This is a genomic window from Paenibacillus auburnensis (assembly GCF_927798115.1).
Classification (GTDB): Bacteria; Bacillota; Bacilli; order Paenibacillales; family Paenibacillaceae; genus Paenibacillus_AQ; species Paenibacillus_AQ auburnensis.
The window spans coordinates 58276-81569 of record NZ_CAKMMG010000005.1 but is presented as its reverse complement, the minus strand read 5'-3'; the positions used below and the strand labels follow the sequence as shown (position 1 = coordinate 81569).

Genomic DNA, 23294 nt, shown 5'->3' with positions numbered 1-23294 from the left:
AGAAGGAGATGAAAGCCAATGGACCCTATTCGAAAAGACGAGTTTGATTCCGAGGCTTGCGGGAGCATGGCCCCCAAATCCAAGCCTTGTCCGCGGCCTAAGCCCGGTGAAGCGGCCGGAGGCTGCTCCTTCGACGGAGCCCAAATCACACTGCTGCCGATTATGGACGCTGCCCACCTTGTCCATGGTCCAATTGCCTGTGCCGGGAACAGCTGGGAGAGCAGAGGTACGCTTTCAAGCGGCCCCTCGCTTTCTCAATACGGTTTTGCCACGGATCTGAACGATTCCGATATTATTTTTGGCGGAGAAAAGAAACTAAAAGAGAGCATTGACTACATTGCCGGGCGCTTTGCGCCTCCGGCAATATTTGTATATTCAACTTGCGTGACTGCACTCATAGGCGAAGACATGGATGCCGTATGCAAGGAAGCAGGCGACCGGCTCGGGATACCGGTTATTCCGGTCAACAGCCCCGGCTTTGTCGGCAGCAAGAATCTGGGCAACCGGCTGGCGGGCGATGCCCTCCTGCAGTATGTGATCGGTACGGGTGAGCCGGAGCCGGAGTTACCGCCGGGTGTCAATCTGATCGGTGAATACAATATCGCCGGTGAGATGTGGGACATTGAGAAGCTGATGAACAGCGCGGGTATCGCAGTAACGTCACGCATTACGGGCGATGCCAGATATAAGGAGATCACCTGGGCGCACCATGCCAAGGTGAATATGGTCGTCTGCAGCCGCGCCTTGCTGGGTCTGGCCAAGGAGATGGAATCCAGATACGGAATTCCGTATTTCGAGGGTTCCTTCTATGGGGCCAAGGAGACAACATACTCCTTGCGGCAGATGGCGTATCTGATGAATGACCGCGATATGGAGCGGCGGGTTGACCGTCTGACTGAGCGTGAGGAGAGCCGTCTGATACAGGATTTACGCCCGTACCGCAAGATTCTGAAAGGAAAAAGAGCCGTGCTGTATACCGGCGGGGTCAAGAGCTGGTCCGTCATTTCCGCTCTGAAGGAACTTGGTGTGCAGGTGGTTGGGGTCGGTACGAACAAAAGCACAGAGGATGATGTGCGGCGGATTGCCGACCGGGTAGGGGACGACACCGAATATATTCCGGAAGGCGGGGCAACTCGGATTCTCAAAACCGTCCGGGAACGCAAGGCCGACATCATGATCGCCGGCGGCCGCAATATGTATGTAGCCATGAAAGAACAGATCCCGTTCATTGATATCAACCAGGAAAGACATAAAGCTTATGCTGGCTATGAAGGTCTGCTGCGCCTGGCCAAGGAGCTGACCTATTCACTCGCTAATCCGATCTGGAAGCTTGCAGCGAGCCCGGCTCCCTGGGATAAGGAGGTACCTTATGACCGTTAACAGACGGAACAAGCCGGCGTCAGTTAATCCGATAAAGATCGGCCAGTCACTCGGTGCCGTACTTGCCCTTCAGGGCTGTTACCGGGCCATGCCGCTGATTCATGGCTCGCAAGGCTGTTCAGCTTTTCCTAAGGCGCTGCTGACCCGGCATTTTCGTGAGCCGATTGCCGTGCAGACCTCTGCGCTTCAGGAGATGGATGTTATTTTTGACGCGAACCGCAATCTGGAAGAAGCGCTCAATATCGTGCTGAGCAAACACCGGCCCGACATTATCGGCATTATCGGCACGGAATTGACCGATGTTGCCGGAGTGGATTATGCAACGATGCTCAAGAGCTACAAGCGGGAGCGAAACATGCGGGGAGGGCTAGCTTTCTCCGTAGTGCTGCCCGACTTTCGCGGTTCGCTCGAATCGGGATTCAGTGCGACCGTCGAAGCGATGATTGACGAAATGATCCAGCAGGTAGGGCACCGGGGCTCAAGAACGGTAAACACCCGCCAGATCACTCTGCTGCCGGGATCTTTTCTCACCCCTGCGGATGTAATGGAGCTTAAGGAAATGATCTCTGCCTTCGGGTTTGAGGTCATTGCGGTGCCCGATATTTCCACTTCATTATCCGGACATCTGCTCACCGGCTTTTCCCCGCTGACCCGGGGCGGGGTTCCGCTGGATTCGATGCTGCAGAGCCTGCAGTCTGGATTGACTATCGCCGTTGGAGCCAGCATGGAGCGGCCGGCGAGACGGCTGCACAATGCGCTGGGTACGCCTTACAAAGTTTTTAACGGAGCGATGGGCCTTAAGGCTTCGGATGAAATGCTGCATTTCCTGCATCAGATCAGCGGTGAACCGGTACCTCTGCGCTACTGCTGGCAAAGGGAAAATCTGCTCGACAGCATGCTTGACGCGCACTTCCAGTTCGCCGGGATGTCTGTAGTGTCTGCACTTGAGCCGGATCATCTGTACTCCATATCCGCATGGCTGGAGGAATTGGGTGTGGAGCAGAAGGCACTGATTGCCTCTTATGAGACGCAGGTCGTGTCCGGTATGGAGCGCGAGGTCTGGATAGGCGACATGGATGATGCCGAGGTACTGGGCAAAGGTGCAGACCTGTGGATCAGCAATTCGCACGGAATTGCCGGAGCGCAGCGGATTGGAGCCGCGTTTATGCCTGCAGGATTTCCTGTCTGGAACGAGCTTGGAGCTTATATGTCCGTTTCAGTAGGCTACAGAGGAGCAATGGAGTGGAGTAATAAGGCAGGGAATTTGTTAATGCAAAGGGAGGCTAAACACCGTGAAAGTAGCGTTCGCCACAGATGATGGAAGCCGGGTAAATGCCCACTTCGGGCAGAGTCCGATGTTTGCTGTATATAATGTGACCAAAAATGGCGGCGATCTTGTAGAGCTGCGCAGGCTGCCGGTGGTTCTGAACCAGGATGAAGCCGGGAAAATCGAAAGCCGTCTGGAGGCCGTGGGCGACTGTACCCTAATCTTTATTATGCAGATTGGCGCTTCGGCAGCGGCGCGGGTAACACGGCGCAAGATCATGCCGGTAAAGGTTCCGTTCGGAAGCCCCATTGATGAGCAGGTGAAACGTCTGGTCGAGATGCTGCAGGGCAAGCCACCGATGTGGCTGGCTAAGGTACTGCGGGCGGAAGAAGAAGGCACAGGGGAAGGGGAGGAAGCAGATGGAACCCATGGCTAAGGAGCATTCAGCCCAGGTAGTGGGGGCTCTTGAGGGCAGAGCGCTACAGAAACGCCGCAGCCGTACCGGTCGGAAGGAGCTGGATCAGGAGATGGCGGATTCTTTTGTCCGCCGGTTATGCAATCTGCTCGATACGGAAGATTTCTTTGGCCGCTATGCCGCGCTGTCGCCGCAGGAAAAGATTGTGCAGCAGTTTCTCGCTTCCTCTGAGGACAAAAGCCAGTCCGATTTCAACTGCGCTGTCTCTCCGAAAGTACGCCAGCAGGTTCCGCTGCTTTTTCAGGCCATTGCCGGCGTGATGGAAGAAAGAAGCGGCACTATGATCCAGAGTACGGCCGAGATTAACCATGAAGGCTTCGGCCGGGGGCTGCTCTACAGCGGGCGTGTCATTCTGGTTCTGAAAAGCCTGCGGGCCGGTTTTCCCTTTCCGTTCACTTCGGAGGAGAAGGTGATCCGATACGGGGTGGAATGTGTGGAGGAAGGTTTGGCCTTCCTGGCTAAATACAAGGAAGTGACCGCTCTGCACGGCTTGCTTAGCCTGGAGGGTTAGGCGGTAAACAACTAATCAGTCACAGGGGGCGACAGGTATGGAGCAGCTTGCCGGAGGGTTGGAGATGGAACGGTATGCCCGGCAGCTGAAGCTGCTCGGAGAGAGCGGACAGCAGGCGCTGAAGGAAGCCACGGTGATGGTGGCCGGCATTGGCGGGTTGGGAGGCACGGCTGCATTGTACCTGGCAGCGGCTGGTGTTGGAAAGCTAATTTTGGCTCATGAAGGAATCATCCTCCGGCCTGATTTGAACCGGCAGATTCTGATGGATAGCGATTCCTTGGGGATGGAGCGGATCAGCACGGCAACAGCGCAGCTGAAACGTCTGAATCCACATGTGGAAATCGAGGGTTACAATGCCAAAATTGAATATGATCTTGCTAAACCTTGGGTGGAGAGTGCAGATATTGTGATCGACGCCCGATACGATTTCCCCGAGCGTTATGCCTTGAACCGTCTCTGTGTAGATACCGCTACACCGATGGTGGAAGCGGCAATGTACGGCTTCGAAATTTCACTTACGACAATGATCCCCGGCCTGACCCCTTGCCTCGAATGCCTCTACCCGGATGTGCAGCCGCAGTGGGAGCCGTTCGGATTTCCAGTTTTGGGTGCCACCTCCGGGATTGCGGGTTGTCTGGCAGCGCTGGAAGCCGTAAAATGGATTACAGGGGTAGGGACAACTTATGCGGGCGTAATGCATCGCTTCAGCTCACTCGACTTCGCCTGTTATAGCGTCCGTATTTCCCGTAATCCGAATTGCGCTTGCTGCGGAGAAGGAGGTATACCGTGAAAAGTCTCAAGCTATGTGACACGACACTTAGGGATGGTGAACAGGCGGCTGGAGTTTCATTCACGCGGGCAGAAAAGCTGGAAATCGCAAAGTTGCTGTCGGAGTGCGGAGTAGAGCAGGCAGAGGTAGGGATTCCTGCCATGGGCAAGCGGGAGCAGGAGGACATCGCGGCGGTCGCGGAACTGGGGCTTCCCATGAAGCTGATGACCTGGAACCGTTCGGCCCTTGGCGATATCGACAAGGCGCGGAGCACCGGGGTGAACTGGAGCCATGTGTCCATTCCGGTCTCGGAAATTCAGCTACAGGGCAAGCTTGGGCTGTCGCCGCTGGAAGGGCTGAATAAGCTGCTTCATGCGGCGGAATACGGGCTCAGGCTGGGCATGACGGTGTCGGTAGGGATGGAGGATTCCTCCAGGGCGGATATGAGTTTTTTGGTTCAGCTGGTGAATGCTTTATATAAAGAGGGTATCCGCAGGTTCCGTTATGCGGATACGGTATCCGCTCTTCATCCGGGGCAGATGGCCGAGCGGGTTCATACGCTGCTCGGCGAGGTTCCCGCCGATGTGGAGCTGGAGGTGCACTGTCATAATGATTTCGGGCTGGCTGTTGCCAACACACTGAGCGGGATTGCCGCCGGTGCGGTCTGGGCCAGCACCACAGTAGCCGGTATCGGCGAACGGACCGGCAATGCGGCCATGGAGGAAGTCGCCATGGCCTGGCGTCATTTGTACGGCGGCGAATGCGGCGTGCGGCTGGAGCTGCTCAAGGGGCTGGCGGATAAGGTCATTGCCGCCTCCGGCCGCAATGTCGGTGATGCCAAGCCGATTGTGGGACAGCTGGCGTTTACCCATGAGTCGGGCATTCATGTGGACGGGCTGATGAAGGAGAGGGCTACGTATCAGACGTTTGATCCTGCGGAGGTCGGCCGGGCTCACCGCTTTGTGCTGGGCAAGCATTCCGGCAGCGGCGGTGTCGCGCATGTGCTGGAGCAGCGCGGCCTTGAAGTCAGCGCCGATACGGCGGGACGCCTGCTGGAGAAGGTCCGTGAATATGCTGAGGCCCGAAAAAGCAATGTTCCGGAGGTCATGCTGATTCAGTGGCTGATGGAAGAGCAGCAGCGGGCGCAGAATGTGGTATGAATGAAGTGAAGATGACTAAAGGCTGAAGATTCAGAAGGATGATGAGGTCTTACAGGTTAAGCAGCGGCAGTTTCCGTTTATGGAGACTCGCCGCTGCTTTTTTTCAGAAAATTGACGTAACCGGAAATGAAAACTTGCATAGCTTGCAGCAAGCATCTACAATTTTGGCAGGATGAATTCAAAGAGACAGCAAGGAGAATGGAGAGCCATGATGAAGAAGACGATCTTTTTTGATATTGACGGTACAATTTATGATGAAGATAAGGTAGTGCCTGCTTCCACGAAGGAAGCCATTGCCGAACTGAAACGGCTGGGCCATAATGTCGCCATTGCGACCGGAAGAGCCTCTTATATGTTTAAGGAGCTGCGTGAAGAGCTGGGAATCGACTCGTATGTCTCACTCAACGGGCAGTATGTTGTTTTTGAAGGGAAGGAGCTCTACCTGAATCCGCTGGATACCGGAGCCCTGAAGGAAATTACACTGTTCGCCGAAAAAAACGACCATCCTGTTGCCTACATCGATGCGCTGGATATGAAGGTGAATGTCGCAGATCATGAGTACATCCACACGAGTATCGGCTCACTGAAGCTGGCTTTTCCCACGCATGATGCGGAGTATTTCCTGCAGAACGAGATTTATCAGGCGATGATCTTTTGTCCGCAGGAGAACCAGGCGATGTATGCTGAAGCTTATCCCGGGTTTAAATTTGTCCGGTGGCATCCGCTGTGCATGGATGTGCTGCCCGGCAACGGCTCCAAGGCTAATGGCATTGCCCAGATGATCAAAGCGCTCGGCGTCTCGAAAGAAGATGTCTATGCGTTTGGCGACGGGCTCAATGATGTGGAGATGCTCAGCTTTGTCGGTCACGGAATCGCAATGGGCAATGCGGAGGATGAGGTAAAGGCGGCCGCGTCTTACGTAACCAGTCATGTCAGCGAGAACGGAATTTATGAAGGGCTGAAGCTGGTGGGGCTGCTGTAGCCCATACGACTGCGAACCATATATCTATCAAAGGGATTTGTCCACCTATACTATATGCGGTTTTGTGGACTAGACGTGACAAGGCGGATCAATCATTTGCCGCAGGTATAGGTGAATTCAGCTTGTCCAGCTAGTAAATTAACCTAAGTTCCGGAAAAATAAATATAATGTCTACAAGATGAATGACCATGCCCTTCATAGGTAAATGGAGTACTATACACCATCAAGTCTGTTGGAGGTGTTGAACATGGGGAATGCACGTCTTAAGAAGAAAGAACGGAAACCTAAGGAAGAGCCTGTTTACTGCCCCCTGCCAAGAAAAAAACCACGGAAGAGTAAGTGTGCAGTAAAGAAAAAATTCCGCTGCAAACAGATTATTGTTAAAAAGCAGATTGTCCGTGTCAATATTCCGCTGGGAGCATTAGGCGCAGCGGGAGCAGCCGGAGCGCTTAGCGCTGCCGGAGCTGTAGAAGCGCTGGGTGCCGCTGGTGCGGCTGGGGCAGCTGGAGCACTGGGAGCAGCAGGAGCTGGAGGTGCTTTGGGTGCTCCCGGCGCAGCTGGAGCGTTGGGAGCTGTCGGCGCAGCAGGAGCACTAGGAGCTGTTGGAGCGGCAGGAGCGTTAGGGGCGCGAGGCGCTACCGGGGGGTTAGGTGCTGCAGGCGCCGCCGGACTTTTGGGTGCAGCCGGTGCAGCTGGTGCCTTAGGCGCGGTAGGAGCAACCGGTGCGCTTGGAGCCGCCGGAGTGGCAGGCGCACTGGGAGCCGCTGGGGCAGCCGGTGAGGCTGGAGCATTGGGCGCCATCGGTCCGGCTGGTATTACAGGCTTGGCTGGTCCGGCAGGACCCGCCGGAGCAGTAGGACCCGCCGGACCTCCAGGACCTGCGGGAGCTGCAGGTGCAACGGGAACAGCTGGCCCGGCAGGACCCGTCGGCCCGGCAGGAGCTGCCGGACCAACGGGGGCAGCAGGACCGACCGGCGCAGCGGGGCCGGCAGGAGCAACAGGCGCAACCGGTGCAACTGGTGCAACTGGCGCAGCTGGTCCTGCCGGAGCTACCGGGGCTACTGGAGCCCCAGGCGGAATAGCCCAGTTTGGGTATGTCTATAACCTCGGAGCACAGGTCGTTCCGATCGAAGCCGATGTTTCTTTTGATACCAATGGCCTGCTTACACCTGGAATTACGCATGCTCCCGGGACTACAACGATTTCGGTTACCAATGCCGGTATTTATGAGGTTAACTTCTCTGTATCGGGCGTAGAACCGAGTCAATTCGCCTTATTCGTAAATGGTGCCTTAGTTCCAGGCACGGTTTACGGATCGGGTGCCGGTACCCAGCAGAATACGGGTCAGGCCATTTTTGCCTTATCCTCCGGTGATGTGCTGACACTGCGGAACCACAGCTCGGCTGCTGCAGTTACCTTACAGACTTTGGCTGGCGGTACGCAGGCTAATGTGAATGCATCGATTGTGATCAAACAATTGGGCTAGCTTTTGATGAAATCAGGTATTTGAGCTGATCTAATATAAGAGCGGGAACGACTCCGGAAGGAGCTGCCCGCTCTTTTTGTTTTGACATATAGAAGAAATTTGCGCAACTTAGGCAGTAGAGGTCCCGTCTATTGGAGAAGATGGGAACTACACAGGGGGATGAATATGCAAAGAATGATGTTGCTGATGCTGTTCCTGGGTTTAGGGCTGCTTACCGGCTGCAGCCAGGGAAATGATCCGGTCACAGTTGAGGCTAGGGAGCTTAGCACAGATGAGGTTTCTGCTTATTTTGCCAGGCAGGGTCTGGAATTGCACAGCGTGGAAGTGCGGCCGGAGAATGTGTTTCAGAGGGAGCTAAACGGGAGGAAACCGCTGGTTTTCCTGCTGGATGAGCAAGAATTGGTCATTTATCAGTTTGCCACGGCCGGGGAACGCGAAGCGGGCTGGGCTGATTTTGAACAACATACAGCTACAGCGGATCTGGTGCCCTATAAAGCTTATCAGGAACAGTCGCTGCTGGTTTTTTATATCCATGATGAAGGTGTGGTCGGCCAGGAGCTGTACAGGCGGGTTGAGAAAGTAATTCCAGGACTGCTTGAGCTTAAGGAGAGCGGAGCCTGACCGCCCGAGAACCTTATTTTTTGAAAGGGGCGTGTGATTGTCTTCCTTCAGGGTGGTTAAGATATATTAATATATCTAACACGGGCAGGTGCCGGAGAAGCGGAGGAGAGTCCAAGTGAATCCAAAATGGTGGAAAGAAAGCGTCGCGTACCAGATTTATCCGATCAGCTTCATGGACAGTAACGGTGACGGGATCGGAGATTTGCGCGGGATTATTTCGAAGCTCGATTATTTGCAGGACCTGGGTGTGGATGTCATCTGGGTATGCCCTATTTATAAGTCGCCGAACCATGACAACGGCTATGATATCAGTGATTACTGCGACATTATGAAGGAATTCGGGACGATGGAGGATTTTGACGTGATGCTGCGGGAGATGCATTCCCGGGGGATGAAGCTGATGATGGACCTCGTGCTGAACCACACTTCCCATCAGCATCCCTGGTTCATAGAGTCGCGAAGCTCGAAAGATAATCCTAAGCGGGATTACTATATATGGCGGAAAGGCAAAAACGGCGGCCCCCCGAACAACTGGGAATCCTATTTCAGCGGGTCGGTGTGGGAGCTTGATCCGCAGACGGATGAGTATTACCTGCATCTGTACTCCAAATATCAGCCCGATCTGAACTGGGAGAACCCTGCGGTGATCGACAAGCTGCATGAAATGGTACAGTGGTGGCTCAAAAAAGGCGTCGACGGCTTCCGGTTTGACGCGATTGCCCATATCGTGAAGGCGGAGGGCTACCCTGATGCGCTGAATCCCGGCGGAACGGCTACTGTGCGCGCCTATGACATGTTCTCGAATCTTGCGCATGTGCACACGCTGCTACAGAATCTGCATGACAAGGTGCTGTACTTCTACGATATTATGACCGTCGGAGAGACGTCGGGCCTCGGACCGGAGCAGGCGCTGGATTATGTCGGCGACGGACGCCGCGAGCTGAATATGACCTTCCAGTTTGAACATATGAATCTGGATTGTGCGGCTCCGGGCGGAGGAAGATGGGATACTATCCCCTGGAGTCTGCGAGACCTCAAAAAAATCATGAGCAACTGGCAGACCGTTCTCCATGACCGGGGGTGGAACGCCAATTATTTGTGCAACCATGACCAGCCGCGGTCCGTATCACGGTTCGGCAATGACCTCTACTACCGTATTCCTTCAGCCAAAATGCTGGCGACCTTCATTCACATGCTGGAAGGGACGCCGTATATTTACCAGGGTGAAGAAATCGGCATGACGAATGTGGCCTTCGAGTCCATCGATGATTACCGGGATGTGGAAACGCTCAATTACTATGAGGAAAAGCGTACCCAAGGCGTCCCTGAGGCTGACATCATGGCGGCTATTCACAAAAAAAGCCGGGATAACGCCCGCACACCGATGCAGTGGGACGCCAGCGAGGATGGCGGCTTCACCACAGGCGTACCGTGGATCCGCGTGAATTCGAACTTCCGCGAAATCAATGTGGCCAGTGCGGTAAAGGACCCTGATTCGATCTACAACTACTATAAAAAGCTGATCCAGCTGCGGAAAAAGCATCCGGTCATTGTCTACGGTGAATACGCCCTGCTGCTGGAGGACCATCCGGAGATTTATGCTTATACCCGGACGCTGGAGGATCAGCGTCTCCTGGTCATTCTGAATTTCTATGAGCATGAGCCGGTATTCGAACTCCCTGCGGATTTTGCGGCCGGGAAGCAGGAGCTGCTGATCTCCAACTACCCTCCTGTCAAAGAAGAGGATCTGACCCGGCTGAAGCTTCGACCTTATGAAGCCAGGGTGTACTTAGAGCGGCATAGATAAGTTCAATTCAGAAGAGTTACCCTACCGTGTGAAATATGGCGGAAAGGCGACTCTTCTTTGAGTTTACAGGGAAAAGGGGGTACAATCGAAACCATATTGTACATAGAGAGATTATTGCAGGAGTGCGGGAGGAGAAGGAAGATGAGTGAATGGTTTGAGAAAAGCTTCGGGGAAGATTATTTGATTGTATACCGGCACAGGGATTTCTGCGGAGCCCGGCATGAGGTGGAGCAGATGATTGGCTGGCTGGAGCTGCCGCGGGGAGCAAAGGTCCTGGATTTGTGCTGCGGTATGGGCCGCCATTCGCTGGCCCTTGCCGAAGCGGGTTATGAGGTCACAGGCGTCGATCTGTCCGATACCCTGCTCCGTGAAGCCCGGGCCCAGGCCGGTGCCGGGGCGGTGACCTGGGTGCAGTCCGATATGCGCAGCCTGCCGCTCCCCGGCGGTTTTGATGCAGTAGTTAATTTGTTTACATCCTTCGGTTACTTTGAGGAGGATGAAGAACAAGTGAAGGTGCTGCGTGAAATTTACCGGATGCTGAAGCCTGGCGGCAGGTTCATTATAGATTTTCTGAATCCGGCGTATGTCATCCGCCATCTCGTACCGCATTCCTCACGTGAGGACGGGGATAATCTGATTGACGAGTCCCGCCGGATTGAAGACGGTTATGTGAAGAAGGACATCATTCTTACCTCCCCGGGGGATGATACGCCCCGCCAATATCACGAGCGCGTGAAGCTCTATCCGCTGGAAACGTTCCGCAGTATGATTGCGGCTGCAGGGCTGCAGATCGAAAATGTGCATGGCAGCTACGACGAAGAGGAGTACGATGAGGAGCATTCGAAACGAATGATCTTCATTGGGGCCCGCCCTTAGATGGTTTCAGGCAGAAGACTCAAAGAAGGCGGTGAAGGAGCTATGCGGAAGGCACAGATCAAGGCTTGGGAGAGCGGAATCCTTCAGGTATCCGTGCCGATGGATCCGCCGCTGCGTCAGGTGAACAGTTATTTTGTGACAGAACCGGAGGGCGGCATCACGGTGATTGACCCCGGCCCGCATACGCAGGAGGCGGAGCTGGCCTGGCAGGGCGTGCTGGACGAGCTGGATTTATCCTGGGACCATATACAGAAAATTGTGGTTACCCATCATCACCCTGACCATTACGGCCTGGCGGGATGGCTGCAGTCCCGCAGCGGGAGCCGGGTATGGATGTCGGAGCGGGCCCACGCCGAGGCGCGGATGTCCTGGGGCGCAGCGGCGAGCCTGAACGAGCAGCTGCCGCTGCTGTTCCTCCGGCACGGCATGCCGGAGGATTGGATCGTGGGGATCCGGGAGCATCTGGTGAGCTTCCTGCCCCAGGTTACCCCGCAGGCAGAGGTCAGTTATATTGACCCTGCGGTGCCGCTTGTAATGGGCGGCCGGGAGTGGACGCCGGTTCTGACCGGCGGGCATGCGCCGGGTCACGTGTCTTTGTATGAGGCCGGCAGCGGGCTTGTGTTCTGCGGCGATGCGATTCTGCCGCAGATCTCGCCCAATGTCGGCCTGCAGCCGGGCAGCGATCCGCAGCCGCTGCAGACGTTCCTGGAGGGGCTGCGCGCGCTGCGCAGCCTCCGGGTGAGCCGTGCGTTCCCGGGCCACCGGGAACCGTTCACGGCGTGGACGGAGCGGGCGGACAGCCTGCTCCGGCACCATGAGGAGCGGCTGGATACCGCCGCTCAGCTGCTGGACGGCGGACCGCTCAGCGGGTTCGCGGTCTGCGAAGCGCTGTTCCGCAGCCGCGTGTCCAGCGCGCATCAGATGCGCTTCGCCATGAGCGAGGCGCTGGCGCATCTGGCCGAGCTGGTGCGCCGGGGGCGGGCAGCGGAGTTTGCGCCTATGCCCGGCGGGCCGGTCCTGTTCGCGGCTGCGGACAGGTAGGGCTTCGCTGGGCTCAGCCCGTCCGCGCTCAGCCCGTCGCACTTTGCCAGTGGCGCTCAGCCCCGTCGCGCTCAGCCCGTCGCGCTCCGCCTGTCGCACCTTGCCAGTGACGCTCAGCCCGTCGCGCTTTGCTCGTCGTGCTCACCCAGTCGCGCTCAGCCCGTCGGCACTCTACCCGTCGCGCTTTGCCCGGCCGCTTGCAATTGCACCACAAAAAGCCATGCCAACATGGAAGGAGCCGGGATGCTCCCGCTGCTCTGTTGGCATGGCTTTTTAGTTGGCTCCGTCTGTCCTTTTAACTGCACTTCGTACAGTGAAATCTGCTATTCATTACATACAACTCACTGTAACTGCATTCTGTGCAATTACTATGCGGAAAAGGGGCTCATACGGAGTAAATACACATTTTTAGTTGTACGAAGTACAATTAAAGCTGATTTACAGCCTTATTTGCTTGATTTAATTGCACAAAGTACAACTAACTGAGGTTGTTCTATTTCAGACACGGTACCACAGCGCATTCGTGATCAGTCAGGAAAAGGTAAAATCAGTCCTGCAGTCTGGTCCTGCCATAGCGCTTACCCCGGCTCCCCGCTCCTGCGCTCTTTTGCAGGATTACTCCAGCCCATCCTCAGCCGCCAGCTTTCTGGCGGCTTCTTCGGTATCCTCCGGCGCATGCGGGAGGCCGAGTTCCTGCTCGCGTTCCGCTTGTTTGCGGTGGGCAATGCGGCTGCTGGCGGCAGCGGCCACTGCGCCGACGATGTCGTCGAGGTAGGTGTGGATCTGCCCGGTGGTTTTATCGTTCAGCCGCTCCAGCACACCGGGCTTCAGCTTGTCCACGTAACCATAGTTGGTGAAGCCGATGCTGCCGTATACGTTCACAATCGAGAAGGCAAGGATCTCGTCCACCCCGTATAAACTCTCATCATTCTCGATCATCTCCTGCAGCGGAGTGAACAGCTTGCCTTCCTCAGCCAGCACATCCAGCTGAATCCCGGTCAGTACCGCGTTCTGCACTTCGCGTTTACTCAGCACCATTTCTACGTTATGGACACATTCCTCGATCGTCAGATTCGGATAGTATTTTTGCTGCAGAAACAGAACAAGCTCAGCGATCTCTTCTAACGTCACGCCGCGCTTATGCAGCCAATACTTGGTTGCCTCTGCAACCGCTTTGCTGTTAAGACTGTAAGGGTTTTTGATATTCGCCATCGTCATCAGTCACCTCATCGGAAGGATAGGTTGATTATTTGAATTGCCACTATTATAACGGCTGCTGCTGCGGTTGTCTAAACTGCCGGAAGCCTACGTGCGTCTGCGGACATTGCGTTAGTCTTGGAGCCTTTTGATTTTTTTGAAGCTTGTCCGGATTATAGGATCCGTATTGTCCAACAATTTAGGATAAGCCGTTGTTATTTTTTGGGCACAGGGCTCGTATACATAGCAGTACAAACTGATCTTAGCATTGAAAGGGGTAATGATTCATGAAGCATATGAACACAGTCCGCGGGTTGTCAGCGGCTTGTCTGCTCACGGTTCCCATTCTTTTGTCCGGCTGCGGCCTGTTCGGCTCGGAATCGGCATCGGTTGATCCGCCGCCGGGAGAGATTGAGGCGCAAATGCTGGAAGTCAGTGACAGCACAACGCTCGATACCGGGGTGTTTGGGCCTGTTGCCGGTGAAGGAACCGCAGCGGACAGTACTACGGATAAAGCGGAAGCTGCCGCGCCCGGGGAACGGACTACCGTGTTTCTCAAGGACGCTAATGGTCTGCTGGCTCCGGTATCTCTTGCCCTTCCGGACGGTGATAGTACAGCAATGCTGAAGGATTCACTTACTGCGCTGGTCAGCAAAGGGCCGTATGCATCCGCATTGCCAGAAGGCTTCCAGGGCGTGCTCCCGGCAGGGACGGAAGTGAAGAATGTCTCCGTGGATAAAGACAAACTGGCCGTAGTTGAATTTAACTCGGCGTTTAACGACTACAAGGCTGCCGACGAACGCAAGGTCCTGGAAGCTATCACCTGGACATTGACCGGACAGGAAGGTATACAGGGTGTACAGCTCTGGGTAGACGGCAAAAAGCTCACAGAAATGCCGCTTCTGGGCACACCGCTGGATCATCCACTGTCACGCGCCTTCGGGATAAACCTGCCGAAGAATGGCCCGATGCAGATGAACCTGAGCGCGGTCACGGTATATTTTTCCGCTGCTACGCCTGACGGTGCCCACCAGTATTATGTTCCGGTCACACGCTTTGTACCCGCCGGAGAGGACAAGGTGAAAGCGGCACTGGGTGAGCTGATCGCCGGACCGGAGTCTACTAACGGCCTGGAGACTGCAATGACCGGGGGAACGGTGTTAAATTCCGTGGAAGCCGGGCAAAATGGGGTAGTTACCGTATCCCTGACTGACGATATGTTCACAGACGGCAAAAATGTGCCGGAGGAAATGCTGGAATCCGTGGTGCTGACGGTAGCGCAAAATGCCGAGGATGCTCCGGTCCAAATCCGTCTGAACGGACTTGAAACGGTCACCGGAACCAACAACGTGGACTATGGCAAGCCGGTCTCTGCTCCGGAATATGTGAACGCGCTGCCGCTGTAAAAGATTTTCTCAGGGCTAAAAGATGCTTTTGTGCCTGCTCTTTGATAGAATAAAGTTTGCTAAGCGAAAAACGGATAACGTCCTTCCCTGGATGTTATCCGTTTCTCGCGCAAAGTAGAGAATATACATCCCGCTAGGCGGAAACTACATCACAACTTTAGCTATTCAAGATGCAGGAGGAAGAAAACATGAGATCAAACGGACGTAACGACGACCAGCTCCGGCCGCTGACAATAACCACCCAAACGAATAAATATGCTGAGGGTTCAGTTCTGATTGAAATGGGAGACACGAAGGTTATCGTCACCGCGACAGTGGACGAGAAGGTCCCGCCGTTTCTGAAAGGACAAGGCAAAGGCTGGGTAACTGCTGAATATTCCATGCTTCCCCGGGCGACCCAGACGCGCAACCAGCGTGAAGCGGCACGTGGCAAGCTGACCGGACGGACGATGGAGATCCAGCGGCTGATCGGCCGGGCGCTTCGTTCCGTAGTCAATCTGCAGGCGCTCGGCGAGCGCAGCATTACACTGGACTGTGACGTTATCCAGGCGGACGGCGGCACACGTACAGCTTCGATTACAGGTGCTTTTGTAGCGATGGCGTTTGCCATTAACAAAATTGCGCTGCAGCATAAACTGAGCGTTTTCCCGATTACAGATTATCTGGCCGCGATCAGCGTCGGTGTGGTTGGCGACAAAACGCTGCTTGATTTGAACTATGAAGAGGATTCCAAAGCAAAAGTCGATATGAACGTAGTCATGACCGGCGGCGGGGCATTTGTAGAAGTGCAAGGCACCGGCGAAGAGCGGCCGTTCACCCGCCAGGAGCTTGACCAGCTGCTCGGTCTTGGGGAGAAGGGCATCTACGAGCTGATCGCCGTGCAGAAGGAAGTGCTCGGTCCGATCGCGCTCAAAATCCCTTCCGGCCAGCCTGGCCAAGAGGTGTAGGATGAACACCGGCGGTGGAATTCTGATTGTCGCAACCAAAAATAAAGGCAAGGTCCGTGAGTTCCAGCATGCTTTTGCGCCGCTTGGACTGACCGTGAAGAGTATGTTCGACTACCCGCAGCTGCCGGATGTAGTGGAAGACGGGACAACCTTTGCCGAGAATGCATTCAAAAAATCCAAAGCGGTCGGCGAGGCCCTCGGGTTGCCTGTGCTGGCCGATGATTCCGGTCTTTGTGTCGACGCTCTGGACGGCCGCCCGGGGGTCTACTCGGCGCGTTATGCCGGAGAAAACGCCCGGGATCAGGACAATAACCTCAAGTTGCTGAGCGAGCTGGAAGGGCTGAAGCAGGGCGAGGATACCGGCCAGCCGCTGCTCAGTCCCGCCCGTTTCGTCTGTGCCTTGTCGCTTTATGATCCGGCGGACGGCATGGAGCTGACGGCGGAAGGCACAGTGGAGGGCTGGATTACCTCCGAGCCGGCGGGCGGCGGGGGATTCGGCTATGACCCGCTCTTTTACCTTCCCGAGTATGAGAAGACGATGGCTGAGCTGACGCTGGAAGAGAAGCAGATGATCAGTCACCGGGGAATGGCGCTTAGGCTGCTGACGGATAAGCTGGCCGCGAAGCAGCGGAAATAGCGGGTTGGCACGGCTGGCGGCAAAACTACAGTAGTGATGCAGCATAATTCAAATGGTACCCTTCGAGGCCCTGTCCGCAGTCTTTGCGGGTGGGGCCTTTTTGTGCTGTGCGGCTACAAAATAAATTGGAAATGCAATATTACGCAGTGGCACTTTTTTAGCATAAGATGATCTTATCCCTCCAGTATGGGAATTTCCCCCTAGCTCTTTGAGCTGCAATGCTTGAAAATTAGAAGTGCCTTCACACCTTTTCATGTAAACATCCTCCACTAGCATTCACTCCATCCTTCCTACCCGTTCACACACCTGACAGCACCTTTTCTTTGGCGAGTTCAACTTAGTGAGGTAAAAGACTCCGGCACCACAGGCAGCGGAGAAGCTTCATGCGCTTTTTTAACATGTAATCTTCTATTTGGCTGCCGCTAATTTAATAGAAAGGCAAGTGAGGGTGAATCCAATTCCTGGGGGTGAGCGCCGAGTCTTCTTTTCTGAGCATGCAGGCATAAGCATTACCATTCTAGTCCGAACGCCGTCGCCGTTTCTTGTACCTGAACAGAATTGTGCTACGCATTCAACCGAGGAGGTAAACACTTCAATGCTGAAGAAACAGAAATCGAGGAAAGCTGCGCTGTTGGGGCTTGTTGCTGCTCTGATCATTACACTGGCCGCCGGACTGGGCGGCAGTGTCAAAACCGCAAATGCCGAAGGAAATTACAAGGTGGTCGGGTACTATGCATCATGGGCTGCCTATGGACGGGCTTTTAACGTAACGGATATTGATCCTACCAAAATGAATGTCATTAACTATGCCTTCGCAGACATCTGCTGGAATGGTGTACACGGGAATCCCGACCCGACCGGACCGAACCCGGTTACCTGGAGCTGCCAGAATGAGCAGGGCCAGACCATCAGCGTACCGAACGGTACGATTGTGCTGGGTGATCCCTGGATTGATGCCCAGAAAAGCTTTGGGGATGACAAATGGGACGATCCGATCAAAGGCAATCTGAAGCAGCTGTGGAAGCTCAAGGAAAAAAATCCGAACCTCAAGACTGTAATCTCCGTCGGCGGCTGGACCTGGTCGAACCGCTTCTCCGATGTGGCGGCTACGGCTGCGACCCGTGAGGTGTTTGCTAATTCTGCGGTTGACTTCATCCGCAAATACCAGATGGATGGTGTTGACCTCGACTGGGAATATCCGGTGAGCGGGGGGCTGGCAGGCAACAGCTACCGTGCGGAAGACAAGCAGAATTACGTATTGCTGCTGCAGAAAATACGAGAAAAGCTTAATGCGGCGGGCACCGCCGACGGCAAAACCTATCTGCTGACCATCGCCTCCGGCGCAGGTCCAGCCTATATCCAGAACAATAATCTCAGTGGCATCGCTGCGGTTGTGGACTGGATTAACATTATGACCTATGACTTTAACGGAAGCTGGAATACCACGACCGGACACAACGCACCGCTTTATTATGACCCTGCTGCAGCGTCTTCCGGGCTAACTGAGCCGGCAAATTATAATATCGACAAAGCTGTTACCAGCTACCTTTCTGCAGGGGTTCCGGCAGGCAAACTGGTGCTCGGCATGCCATTCTACGGACGCGGCTGGGGCGGAGCGCCGAGTACGAACAATGGGCAGTATCAGGTATCGGCCGGTATTTCCTCAACCGGCACCTGGGAGAAGGGAAACTACGATTTCAACGATCTGGAAGCGAACTACATTAACAAAAACGGCTACACCCGTTACTGGAATAATACGTCCAAAGTGCCTTATCTCTATAATCCTTCGACACAAACCTATATCAGCTACGACGATGTGGAATCCATCGGCTATAAGATCAGCTATCTGAAGGCCAAAGGCCTGGCCGGGGCAATGTTCTGGGAGACGAGCGGCGACCGCAACAAAACCCTTCAGAACAAACTGAGCGCCGAGCTAGGCGGTACTGTGGTTACACCAACCCCAACACCGACTACAACGGTGGCTCCGACACCAACAGCTACGGCAACTCCAAAACCAAGTGCCACGGCAACACCGACCGCAAGCGCAACTCCTGGCGTTACAGCGACGCCAACGCCAAGTTCTACAGTGACACCAACCCCAACACCGGGGCAATGTACAGCAGCGGCCTGGAGCTCTACCGCCATATACACGAAAGGCCAGCAGGCCTCTTACGGCGGCATATTATACGAAGCCCAGTGGTGGACACAGGGCGACCGTCCTGATCAGAGCGGTGCTTATGGGGTGTGGAAGGCGATAGGAACCTGCGGCAATACTGCTGCTTCCCCGACACCGTCCCCTTCCGCAAGCGCCACGCCTGTACCAACCAGTACGCCGACTGCAACGGTGAAACCAACGGCAATTGCAACGGCAACACCTGGAGCTGGTGCATGGACGGCAGGCATCGCGTATAAAGCAGGTGATGTGGTTACCTACAATGGAGCATCTTATATTTGCCTTCAGGCGCACACCTCACTGGCGGGCTGGGAACCGGCGACCACACCGGCTCTCTGGAAACTGAACTAATCCTGCTTACCCCGCATCCGCTGGGTATATAATTATTATTCAAACTGCAAAAAAGCTTGCGGAGAAGGAAAGGCTTCTCTGCAGGCTTTTTGTTGTGCTTCACGTATAGCGTGATCATCCCCCTTGCTCTCAAGCCCGGTATTTTTGCAGAAGTGTTGTTCTGTATTCATAAGCTTCCACAAGCTGAAATATAATGATGATGCCTGCCCCGGTTTTTAACATTTATGGAACGTAAGTGCCTTTGATTTCGTTATAGTAGTATATAGCGGAAGGTGGTGGGTCACCGATGGATGTTTGGGCGTTATGGTTAATTATAGCCGGCGTCTTGTTTGTCGTAGAGATGTTTACGTTTACATTTTATTTGTTATGGCTCAGTATCGGAGCTTTGGCGGGCGGTGTGGCAGCAATCTTGTTTCCGGAGGCTATATTCCTGCAGGTAGTGGTCGGTTCACTGGTAGCTTTGGGTCTGACGGTATTTACCAAACCTCTGGCCGCCAGACTCCGGAGCTCCCGGGGGTTCAAGGATACCGGGACAGAGATCGTCGGCAGACAGGGGCTGGTCGTGGAACCGATTGTGCCGGGGCGTTACGGGCAGGTCAAAGTAGGCGGTGATACGTGGAGTGCAACGTCCACAGAAGCGCTGGGCAAAGATCAGAAGGTTATCGTTGTTAAAAGAGGTACCACGATTATTGAAGTAGAACGATGGGGGGACACGTACTGATGCAATTAGCCATTTTAGGAATTATCGTAGTCGTTGTCGTAGTATTTATCGCACTGACGATCAAAATCGTTCCGCAGCAAAGGGTAGGCGTAGTCGAAAGGCTCGGGAAATTTAACCGCCTGCTTACACCGGGTCTGAACATCCTTATTCCGGTTATCGACCAGGTACGGACCTATCATGATTTGCGGATTCAGCAGGCCAATGTGCCGCCGCAAACAGTGATTACGAAGGACAACGTGCAGGTGCAGATTGATACGATCATCTTTTATCAGGTGGTTGGCCCCGAAGAAGCGACTTATGGGATCTCCGATTATGTATATGGGGTACGCAACATCTCCACGGCAACAATGCGCCAGATTATCGGGAAGCTGGAGCTGGATGAAACCCTGTCCGGCCGTGAAAAAATCTCCTCGGATATCCGGCTCGCCCTGGATGAAGCGACGGAAAAATGGGGAGTGCGGATCGAACGCGTGGAGGTCATTGATATTAAGCCGCCGCTTGATATCCAGGAAGCGATGGATAAGCAGATGAAGGCAGAACGCAGCAAACGTGCGATTGTCCTTGAGGCGGAAGCCGCCAAGCAGGATATGATCCTGCGCGCAGAAGGCGACAAGCAGAGTAAAATCCTGAAGGCTGAAGGTGACAAGGAAGCGCGTATCCGTCAGGCGGAAGGCATGCGCCAGGCGCAGGAGCTGGAAGCGCTCGGTCAGGCCAAGGCGATTCAGGCAGTGGCGGAAGCCGAGAAATCGCGTATCCAGCTGATCAGCAGCGCCGGACTGGATGAGCGGGTACTGGCCTATCAATCCTTCGATGCGTTGACGGAAATCTCCAAAGGTGCAGCCAATAAAGTGTTCCTGCCAAGCAGTGCCATCGAAACGCTGGGTACACTCGGTGCCATCGCTGAGGTGTTCAAGGCCAGCAAGGAGAGTAAATAAGCGGGAGGTTTTACAATCGCGGCACATTCCGTTAAAGTAAAAGCAAACGTAAATTAACTGTGGATGCTTATGCAGCACAACTTTAAGGAGAAGATACTGTGACGCAAAAAGAAATTTCTCCGCTGGTGGAAGCGCTGGGGCTGCAGCCTCACGTTGAAGGCGGATGGTACAAAAGACTTTGGAATTCTTCCTTCGAAATCCCGCACGAAACCCTTGGCGGCAGCTACTCGGGGCCAAGAGCTTCAGCGTCGTCCATTTACTTCCTGCTTCACCCGGGCGAAGCCTCGGAATGGCACACCGTGCTCTCCGACGAAATCTGGCTGTGGCATTCCGGCAGCCCGATTGTGCTCAGCCTCGGCGGCAGCGGTGAACAGCCGGAGAACGTTACCGAGGTCGTTCTCGGCATTGACGTCGCAGCCGGCCAGCAGCCGCAGGTGGTTATTCCGGCAGGTGTCTGGCAGGCGGCACGGCCGCTTGGCGATGAGCCGGTGCTGGTCTCCTGCATCGTATCGCCGGAGTTTCATTTCGACGATTTCAAGCTGATCGAGAAGTAAATAAGTTGGGTGGAGCGTCTACTGTGATTGCAGTGGCGCTCTTTTTTTTGGGGGGCGATCCGCGGTTTTGGCGGTACCGCAGCAATCTGCTATACTGTTGTTTGCATCCGGCTGATTACACAGTCTCTATTAAGGTTAAGGAAGTTTGATCAAACTATTCAAGCTTGGAGGGTGAACCATGAGCGAAATGAACGGACCGTTTACAGGTGGGCCTACATTGAATGACGGAGTAACGATGCCATGGCTGGGTCTTGGGGTATGGCAGACCAAAGACGGCGAAGAAGTCATCCATGCAGTGAAGACGGCTATTGAAACAGGCTACCGCAGTATTGATACAGCGGCCGGATATAATAATGAAGAAGGTGTCGGACAAGCTATCCGGGAATGCGGGGTGCCCCGGGAAGAGCTGTTCATCACAACCAAGGTGCGCAATCCCGATCAGGGCTACGAATCCACGCTGAAGGCCTTCGAGGTGAGCCGGAAGAAGCTGGGGCTGGATAGGATTGATCTGTACCTGATCCACTGGCCGGTGGCCGGCAAATACCGGGATACGTGGAAAGCGCTGATCCATCTGCAGAAGGAGGGGCTGGTCAAATCGATTGGCGTCAGCAACTTTCAGACGCATCATCTGCAGGATATTATTGATGACACCGGAGTGGTGCCTGTAGTCGACCAGATCGAATTCCATCCGCTGCTGACCCAGCGTGAAGTGCTGAAATTTGCGAAGGCGCATGATATTCAGGTAGAGGCCTGGAGTCCCCTGATGCAGGGTAATCTGGATGTGCCGCTGCTGAAAGAATTGGCGGAAAGATACGGTAAAACTGTCGCACAAATTGTGCTCCGCTTGGATTTGCAGCAGGGTGTGATCACGATTCCGAAATCGGTGCATGCCGAGCGGATTGTCGAAAATGCCGGATTCTTTGACTTTACCCTGAGTGACGATGACGTCAAGGCGATTGAGGATTTGAACCAGAATCACCGCTTCGGTCCGGATCCGGATAACTTTAATTTCTAAACCGGATCAATCGCGGCTGTAGGCTGTAAGGAAAGACAAAGAGCAAGTCACAGGAATGTGACTTGCTCTTTATTTTTGTCTTGCCCGGATAAGTGCAGCAACTGGTTCGATCCTGTCCCTATGCCGTTTACAGCTTAGGCGGTTGGCTGCGGCGTCTGCCGAGGGTCCGCATCAGCAGGACACCATGGAGGATGACCAGCATGCTGCAGACCATCGCCATAATCTCAGCAGCCTGGTCGCTGGCGGTCAGCAGATCGAAAATGCCGTGCCACACGATGACAGGAAGAATGCTCCAGCGGCTTCCCGCACAGATCCAGGCCAGCACGACGGAGCCATAAGTCAGGCTGATCGCCCAGCCGATAATCCCAAAGCCCATTCCTAGGTAGCTTTCGTTGAACCAGAAGGCAGGCAAATGCCAGGCCATCCAGATCAGTGCCACCAGGAGAGCAGAGGTGAACAGGGAGTAGCGCTTATGCAGCGCGGGCAGCAAATAACCGCGCCAGCCGCTCTCCTCACCGATACCGAAGGTCAGCATCCATATCCCTGATGTCATCCAGATGTTAAACTGCGGCGGCAGATCGGACGTCAGGCCGAACCTGTGCATATCCGGCATACTCCCCGTGATTAGCGTATGGGCCAGCACGGCGACCGCCCCGTAAGCAAGCGGCAGACCTGCGGCAATAGCCAGCCACTTTTTGGGGAAAGCGAGAGAAAATGCGGTTTTGCTCCAGGTGGCAATTCCTCCTCCACCCGGCAGCCGCAGGCTGATCAGGGTGCCGAGCAGCGGCCCGAAGGAGCCCAGATAGAACTGTCCGGGCAGCACCGGCATACCGGCTGCGAACTGCTTATTTAGCAGGAGCGGCAGCCAGCACAGCCAGGTGAATCCAAAGGAGACAAGAATGAAGGGAAGCAGTTTTTTTGCGGGCAGAGCAGCCGGTTTTACAGAGGTTTGCATCAAGGACAATACCCCTTTTACGAAGATA

At 54.8% G+C, this 23294-nt stretch carries 22 protein-coding genes; 20 read left to right on the top strand and 2 right to left on the bottom strand.

All coding sequences use genetic code 11. The features are described from left to right. Positions 1 to 18: 18 nt before the first annotated feature. From nifE to L6H70_RS17710, 12 genes are all read left to right on the top strand, one after another. A complete protein-coding gene (gene nifE / locus L6H70_RS17765) occupies positions 19 to 1380 on the top strand; it encodes a nitrogenase iron-molybdenum cofactor biosynthesis protein NifE (protein WP_236335309.1) in 1362 nt (453 codons plus the stop codon). Beyond that, entirely contained in the window at positions 1370 to 2698 is a 1329-nt protein-coding gene (gene nifN / locus L6H70_RS17760) for a nitrogenase iron-molybdenum cofactor biosynthesis protein NifN (protein WP_236335307.1), read from the top strand. Before nifE ends, nifN begins: the two co-directional genes overlap by 11 nt. Continuing rightward, complete coding sequence (gene nifX, locus L6H70_RS17755; protein WP_206101762.1) at positions 2673 to 3083, top strand: nitrogen fixation protein NifX; 411 nt, start codon at positions 2673 to 2675, stop codon at positions 3081 to 3083. Before nifN ends, nifX begins: the two co-directional genes overlap by 26 nt. Continuing rightward, entirely contained in the window at positions 3067 to 3633 is a 567-nt protein-coding gene (locus L6H70_RS17750; RefSeq protein WP_236335305.1) for a DUF269 domain-containing protein, read from the top strand. The genes nifX and L6H70_RS17750 overlap by 17 nt, the downstream gene beginning before the upstream one ends. A 37-nt stretch (positions 3634 to 3670) precedes the next feature. Beyond that, positions 3671 to 4423 carry a HesA/MoeB/ThiF family protein gene (locus L6H70_RS17745; protein WP_236335304.1) on the top strand — a complete coding sequence of 251 codons (753 nt, stop codon included), beginning with the start codon at positions 3671 to 3673 and terminating at the stop codon, positions 4421 to 4423. After that, positions 4420 to 5562: a homocitrate synthase/isopropylmalate synthase family protein gene (locus L6H70_RS17740; protein ID WP_236335303.1), complete on the top strand. Its 1143-nt coding sequence runs from the start codon at positions 4420 to 4422 to the stop codon at positions 5560 to 5562. The genes L6H70_RS17745 and L6H70_RS17740 overlap by 4 nt, the downstream gene beginning before the upstream one ends. Positions 5563 to 5770: 208 nt before the next feature. Then, positions 5771 to 6544 (top strand): Cof-type HAD-IIB family hydrolase, encoded by a 774-nt coding sequence (locus L6H70_RS17735; protein ID WP_236335302.1) that lies wholly within the window; start codon positions 5771 to 5773, stop codon positions 6542 to 6544. Positions 6545 to 6791: 247 nt separating this feature from the next. Next, on the top strand, positions 6792 to 8030 hold the full coding sequence (locus tag L6H70_RS17730) for a BclA C-terminal domain-containing protein (RefSeq protein ID WP_236335301.1): 1239 nt from the start codon (positions 6792 to 6794) through the stop codon (positions 8028 to 8030). A 165-nt stretch (positions 8031 to 8195) separates the two neighbouring features. Beyond that, positions 8196 to 8651 (top strand): hypothetical protein, encoded by a 456-nt coding sequence (locus tag L6H70_RS17725; protein ID WP_236335300.1) that lies wholly within the window; start codon positions 8196 to 8198, stop codon positions 8649 to 8651. Positions 8652 to 8766: 115 nt separating this feature from the next. Then, positions 8767 to 10458: a glycoside hydrolase family 13 protein gene (locus L6H70_RS17720; RefSeq protein ID WP_236335299.1), complete on the top strand. Its 1692-nt coding sequence runs from the start codon at positions 8767 to 8769 to the stop codon at positions 10456 to 10458. Between the two features lie 141 nt (positions 10459 to 10599). Then, positions 10600 to 11334 carry a class I SAM-dependent methyltransferase gene (locus L6H70_RS17715; protein ID WP_236335297.1) on the top strand — a complete coding sequence of 245 codons (735 nt, stop codon included), beginning with the start codon at positions 10600 to 10602 and terminating at the stop codon, positions 11332 to 11334. Then, a complete protein-coding gene (locus L6H70_RS17710; RefSeq protein ID WP_236335295.1) occupies positions 11335 to 12375 on the top strand; it encodes an MBL fold metallo-hydrolase in 1041 nt (346 codons plus the stop codon). Positions 12376 to 12990: 615 nt separating this feature from the next. Here L6H70_RS17710 and L6H70_RS17705 read toward each other — a convergent pair. Beyond that, positions 12991 to 13587: a phosphatidylglycerophosphatase A family protein gene (locus L6H70_RS17705; RefSeq protein WP_236335294.1), complete on the bottom strand. Its 597-nt coding sequence runs from the start codon at positions 13585 to 13587 to the stop codon at positions 12991 to 12993. A gap of 272 nt (positions 13588 to 13859) precedes the next feature. On the opposite strand from L6H70_RS17705, the gene L6H70_RS17700 reads away from it, so the two are divergent. From L6H70_RS17700 to L6H70_RS17665, 8 genes are all read left to right on the top strand, one after another. Further along, positions 13860 to 14978, top strand: a complete 1119-nt coding sequence (locus L6H70_RS17700) for a GerMN domain-containing protein (protein ID WP_236335292.1) — start codon at positions 13860 to 13862, stop codon at positions 14976 to 14978. A gap of 188 nt (positions 14979 to 15166) precedes the next feature. Next, a complete protein-coding gene (gene rph, locus L6H70_RS17695; RefSeq protein WP_206101753.1) occupies positions 15167 to 15925 on the top strand; it encodes a ribonuclease PH in 759 nt (252 codons plus the stop codon). Position 15926: 1 nt separating this feature from the next. Continuing rightward, positions 15927 to 16562: an XTP/dITP diphosphatase gene (locus L6H70_RS17690; protein ID WP_236335290.1), complete on the top strand. Its 636-nt coding sequence runs from the start codon at positions 15927 to 15929 to the stop codon at positions 16560 to 16562. Positions 16563 to 17157: 595 nt separating this feature from the next. Next, positions 17158 to 19086: a glycosyl hydrolase family 18 protein gene (locus L6H70_RS17685; protein WP_236335289.1), complete on the top strand. Its 1929-nt coding sequence runs from the start codon at positions 17158 to 17160 to the stop codon at positions 19084 to 19086. Positions 19087 to 19372: 286 nt separating this feature from the next. Continuing rightward, positions 19373 to 19807: an NfeD family protein gene (locus L6H70_RS17680; RefSeq protein WP_236335287.1), complete on the top strand. Its 435-nt coding sequence runs from the start codon at positions 19373 to 19375 to the stop codon at positions 19805 to 19807. Further along, positions 19807 to 20742, top strand: coding sequence for an SPFH domain-containing protein (locus L6H70_RS17675; RefSeq protein WP_236335285.1), 936 nt, complete (start codon positions 19807 to 19809; stop codon positions 20740 to 20742). The genes L6H70_RS17680 and L6H70_RS17675 overlap by 1 nt, the downstream gene beginning before the upstream one ends. A 98-nt stretch (positions 20743 to 20840) precedes the next feature. After that, the gene (locus L6H70_RS17670) at positions 20841 to 21296 is read left to right on the top strand and encodes a cupin domain-containing protein (RefSeq protein ID WP_236335284.1); all 456 of its coding nucleotides are present in this window, start codon (positions 20841 to 20843) and stop codon (positions 21294 to 21296) included. Between the two features lie 178 nt (positions 21297 to 21474). Beyond that, on the top strand, positions 21475 to 22311 hold the full coding sequence (locus L6H70_RS17665) for an aldo/keto reductase (protein ID WP_279306771.1): 837 nt from the start codon (positions 21475 to 21477) through the stop codon (positions 22309 to 22311). Positions 22312 to 22438: 127 nt separating this feature from the next. Here L6H70_RS17665 and L6H70_RS17660 read toward each other — a convergent pair whose 3' ends face one another. After that, positions 22439 to 23266, bottom strand: coding sequence for a CPBP family intramembrane glutamic endopeptidase (locus tag L6H70_RS17660; protein WP_236335282.1), 828 nt, complete (start codon positions 23264 to 23266; stop codon positions 22439 to 22441). Positions 23267 to 23294 lie beyond the last annotated feature (28 nt).

Coding starts and splice junctions, on each gene's coding strand:
- nifN (WP_236335307.1), top strand. CDS start 1,370: ATGACCGTTAACAGACGGAACAAGCCGGCGTCAGTTAATCCGATAAAG.
- L6H70_RS17660 (WP_236335282.1), bottom strand. CDS start 23,266: ATGCAAACCTCTGTAAAACCGGCTGCTCTGCCCGCAAAAAAACTGCTT.
- L6H70_RS17680 (WP_236335287.1), top strand. CDS start 19,373: ATGGATGTTTGGGCGTTATGGTTAATTATAGCCGGCGTCTTGTTTGTC.
- L6H70_RS17730 (WP_236335301.1), top strand. CDS start 6,792: ATGGGGAATGCACGTCTTAAGAAGAAAGAACGGAAACCTAAGGAAGAG.
- L6H70_RS17725 (WP_236335300.1), top strand. CDS start 8,196: ATGCAAAGAATGATGTTGCTGATGCTGTTCCTGGGTTTAGGGCTGCTT.
- L6H70_RS17685 (WP_236335289.1), top strand. CDS start 17,158: ATGCTGAAGAAACAGAAATCGAGGAAAGCTGCGCTGTTGGGGCTTGTT.
- L6H70_RS17745 (WP_236335304.1), top strand. CDS start 3,671: ATGGAGCAGCTTGCCGGAGGGTTGGAGATGGAACGGTATGCCCGGCAG.
- L6H70_RS17750 (WP_236335305.1), top strand. CDS start 3,067: ATGGAACCCATGGCTAAGGAGCATTCAGCCCAGGTAGTGGGGGCTCTT.
- L6H70_RS17735 (WP_236335302.1), top strand. CDS start 5,771: ATGATGAAGAAGACGATCTTTTTTGATATTGACGGTACAATTTATGAT.
- L6H70_RS17675 (WP_236335285.1), top strand. CDS start 19,807: ATGCAATTAGCCATTTTAGGAATTATCGTAGTCGTTGTCGTAGTATTT.
- L6H70_RS17705 (WP_236335294.1), bottom strand. CDS start 13,587: ATGGCGAATATCAAAAACCCTTACAGTCTTAACAGCAAAGCGGTTGCA.
- L6H70_RS17665 (WP_279306771.1), top strand. CDS start 21,475: ATGAGCGAAATGAACGGACCGTTTACAGGTGGGCCTACATTGAATGAC.
- L6H70_RS17690 (WP_236335290.1), top strand. CDS start 15,927: ATGAACACCGGCGGTGGAATTCTGATTGTCGCAACCAAAAATAAAGGC.
- nifE (WP_236335309.1), top strand. CDS start 19: ATGGACCCTATTCGAAAAGACGAGTTTGATTCCGAGGCTTGCGGGAGC.
- L6H70_RS17715 (WP_236335297.1), top strand. CDS start 10,600: ATGAGTGAATGGTTTGAGAAAAGCTTCGGGGAAGATTATTTGATTGTA.
- rph (WP_206101753.1), top strand. CDS start 15,167: ATGAGATCAAACGGACGTAACGACGACCAGCTCCGGCCGCTGACAATA.
- L6H70_RS17710 (WP_236335295.1), top strand. CDS start 11,335: ATGGTTTCAGGCAGAAGACTCAAAGAAGGCGGTGAAGGAGCTATGCGG.
- L6H70_RS17700 (WP_236335292.1), top strand. CDS start 13,860: ATGAAGCATATGAACACAGTCCGCGGGTTGTCAGCGGCTTGTCTGCTC.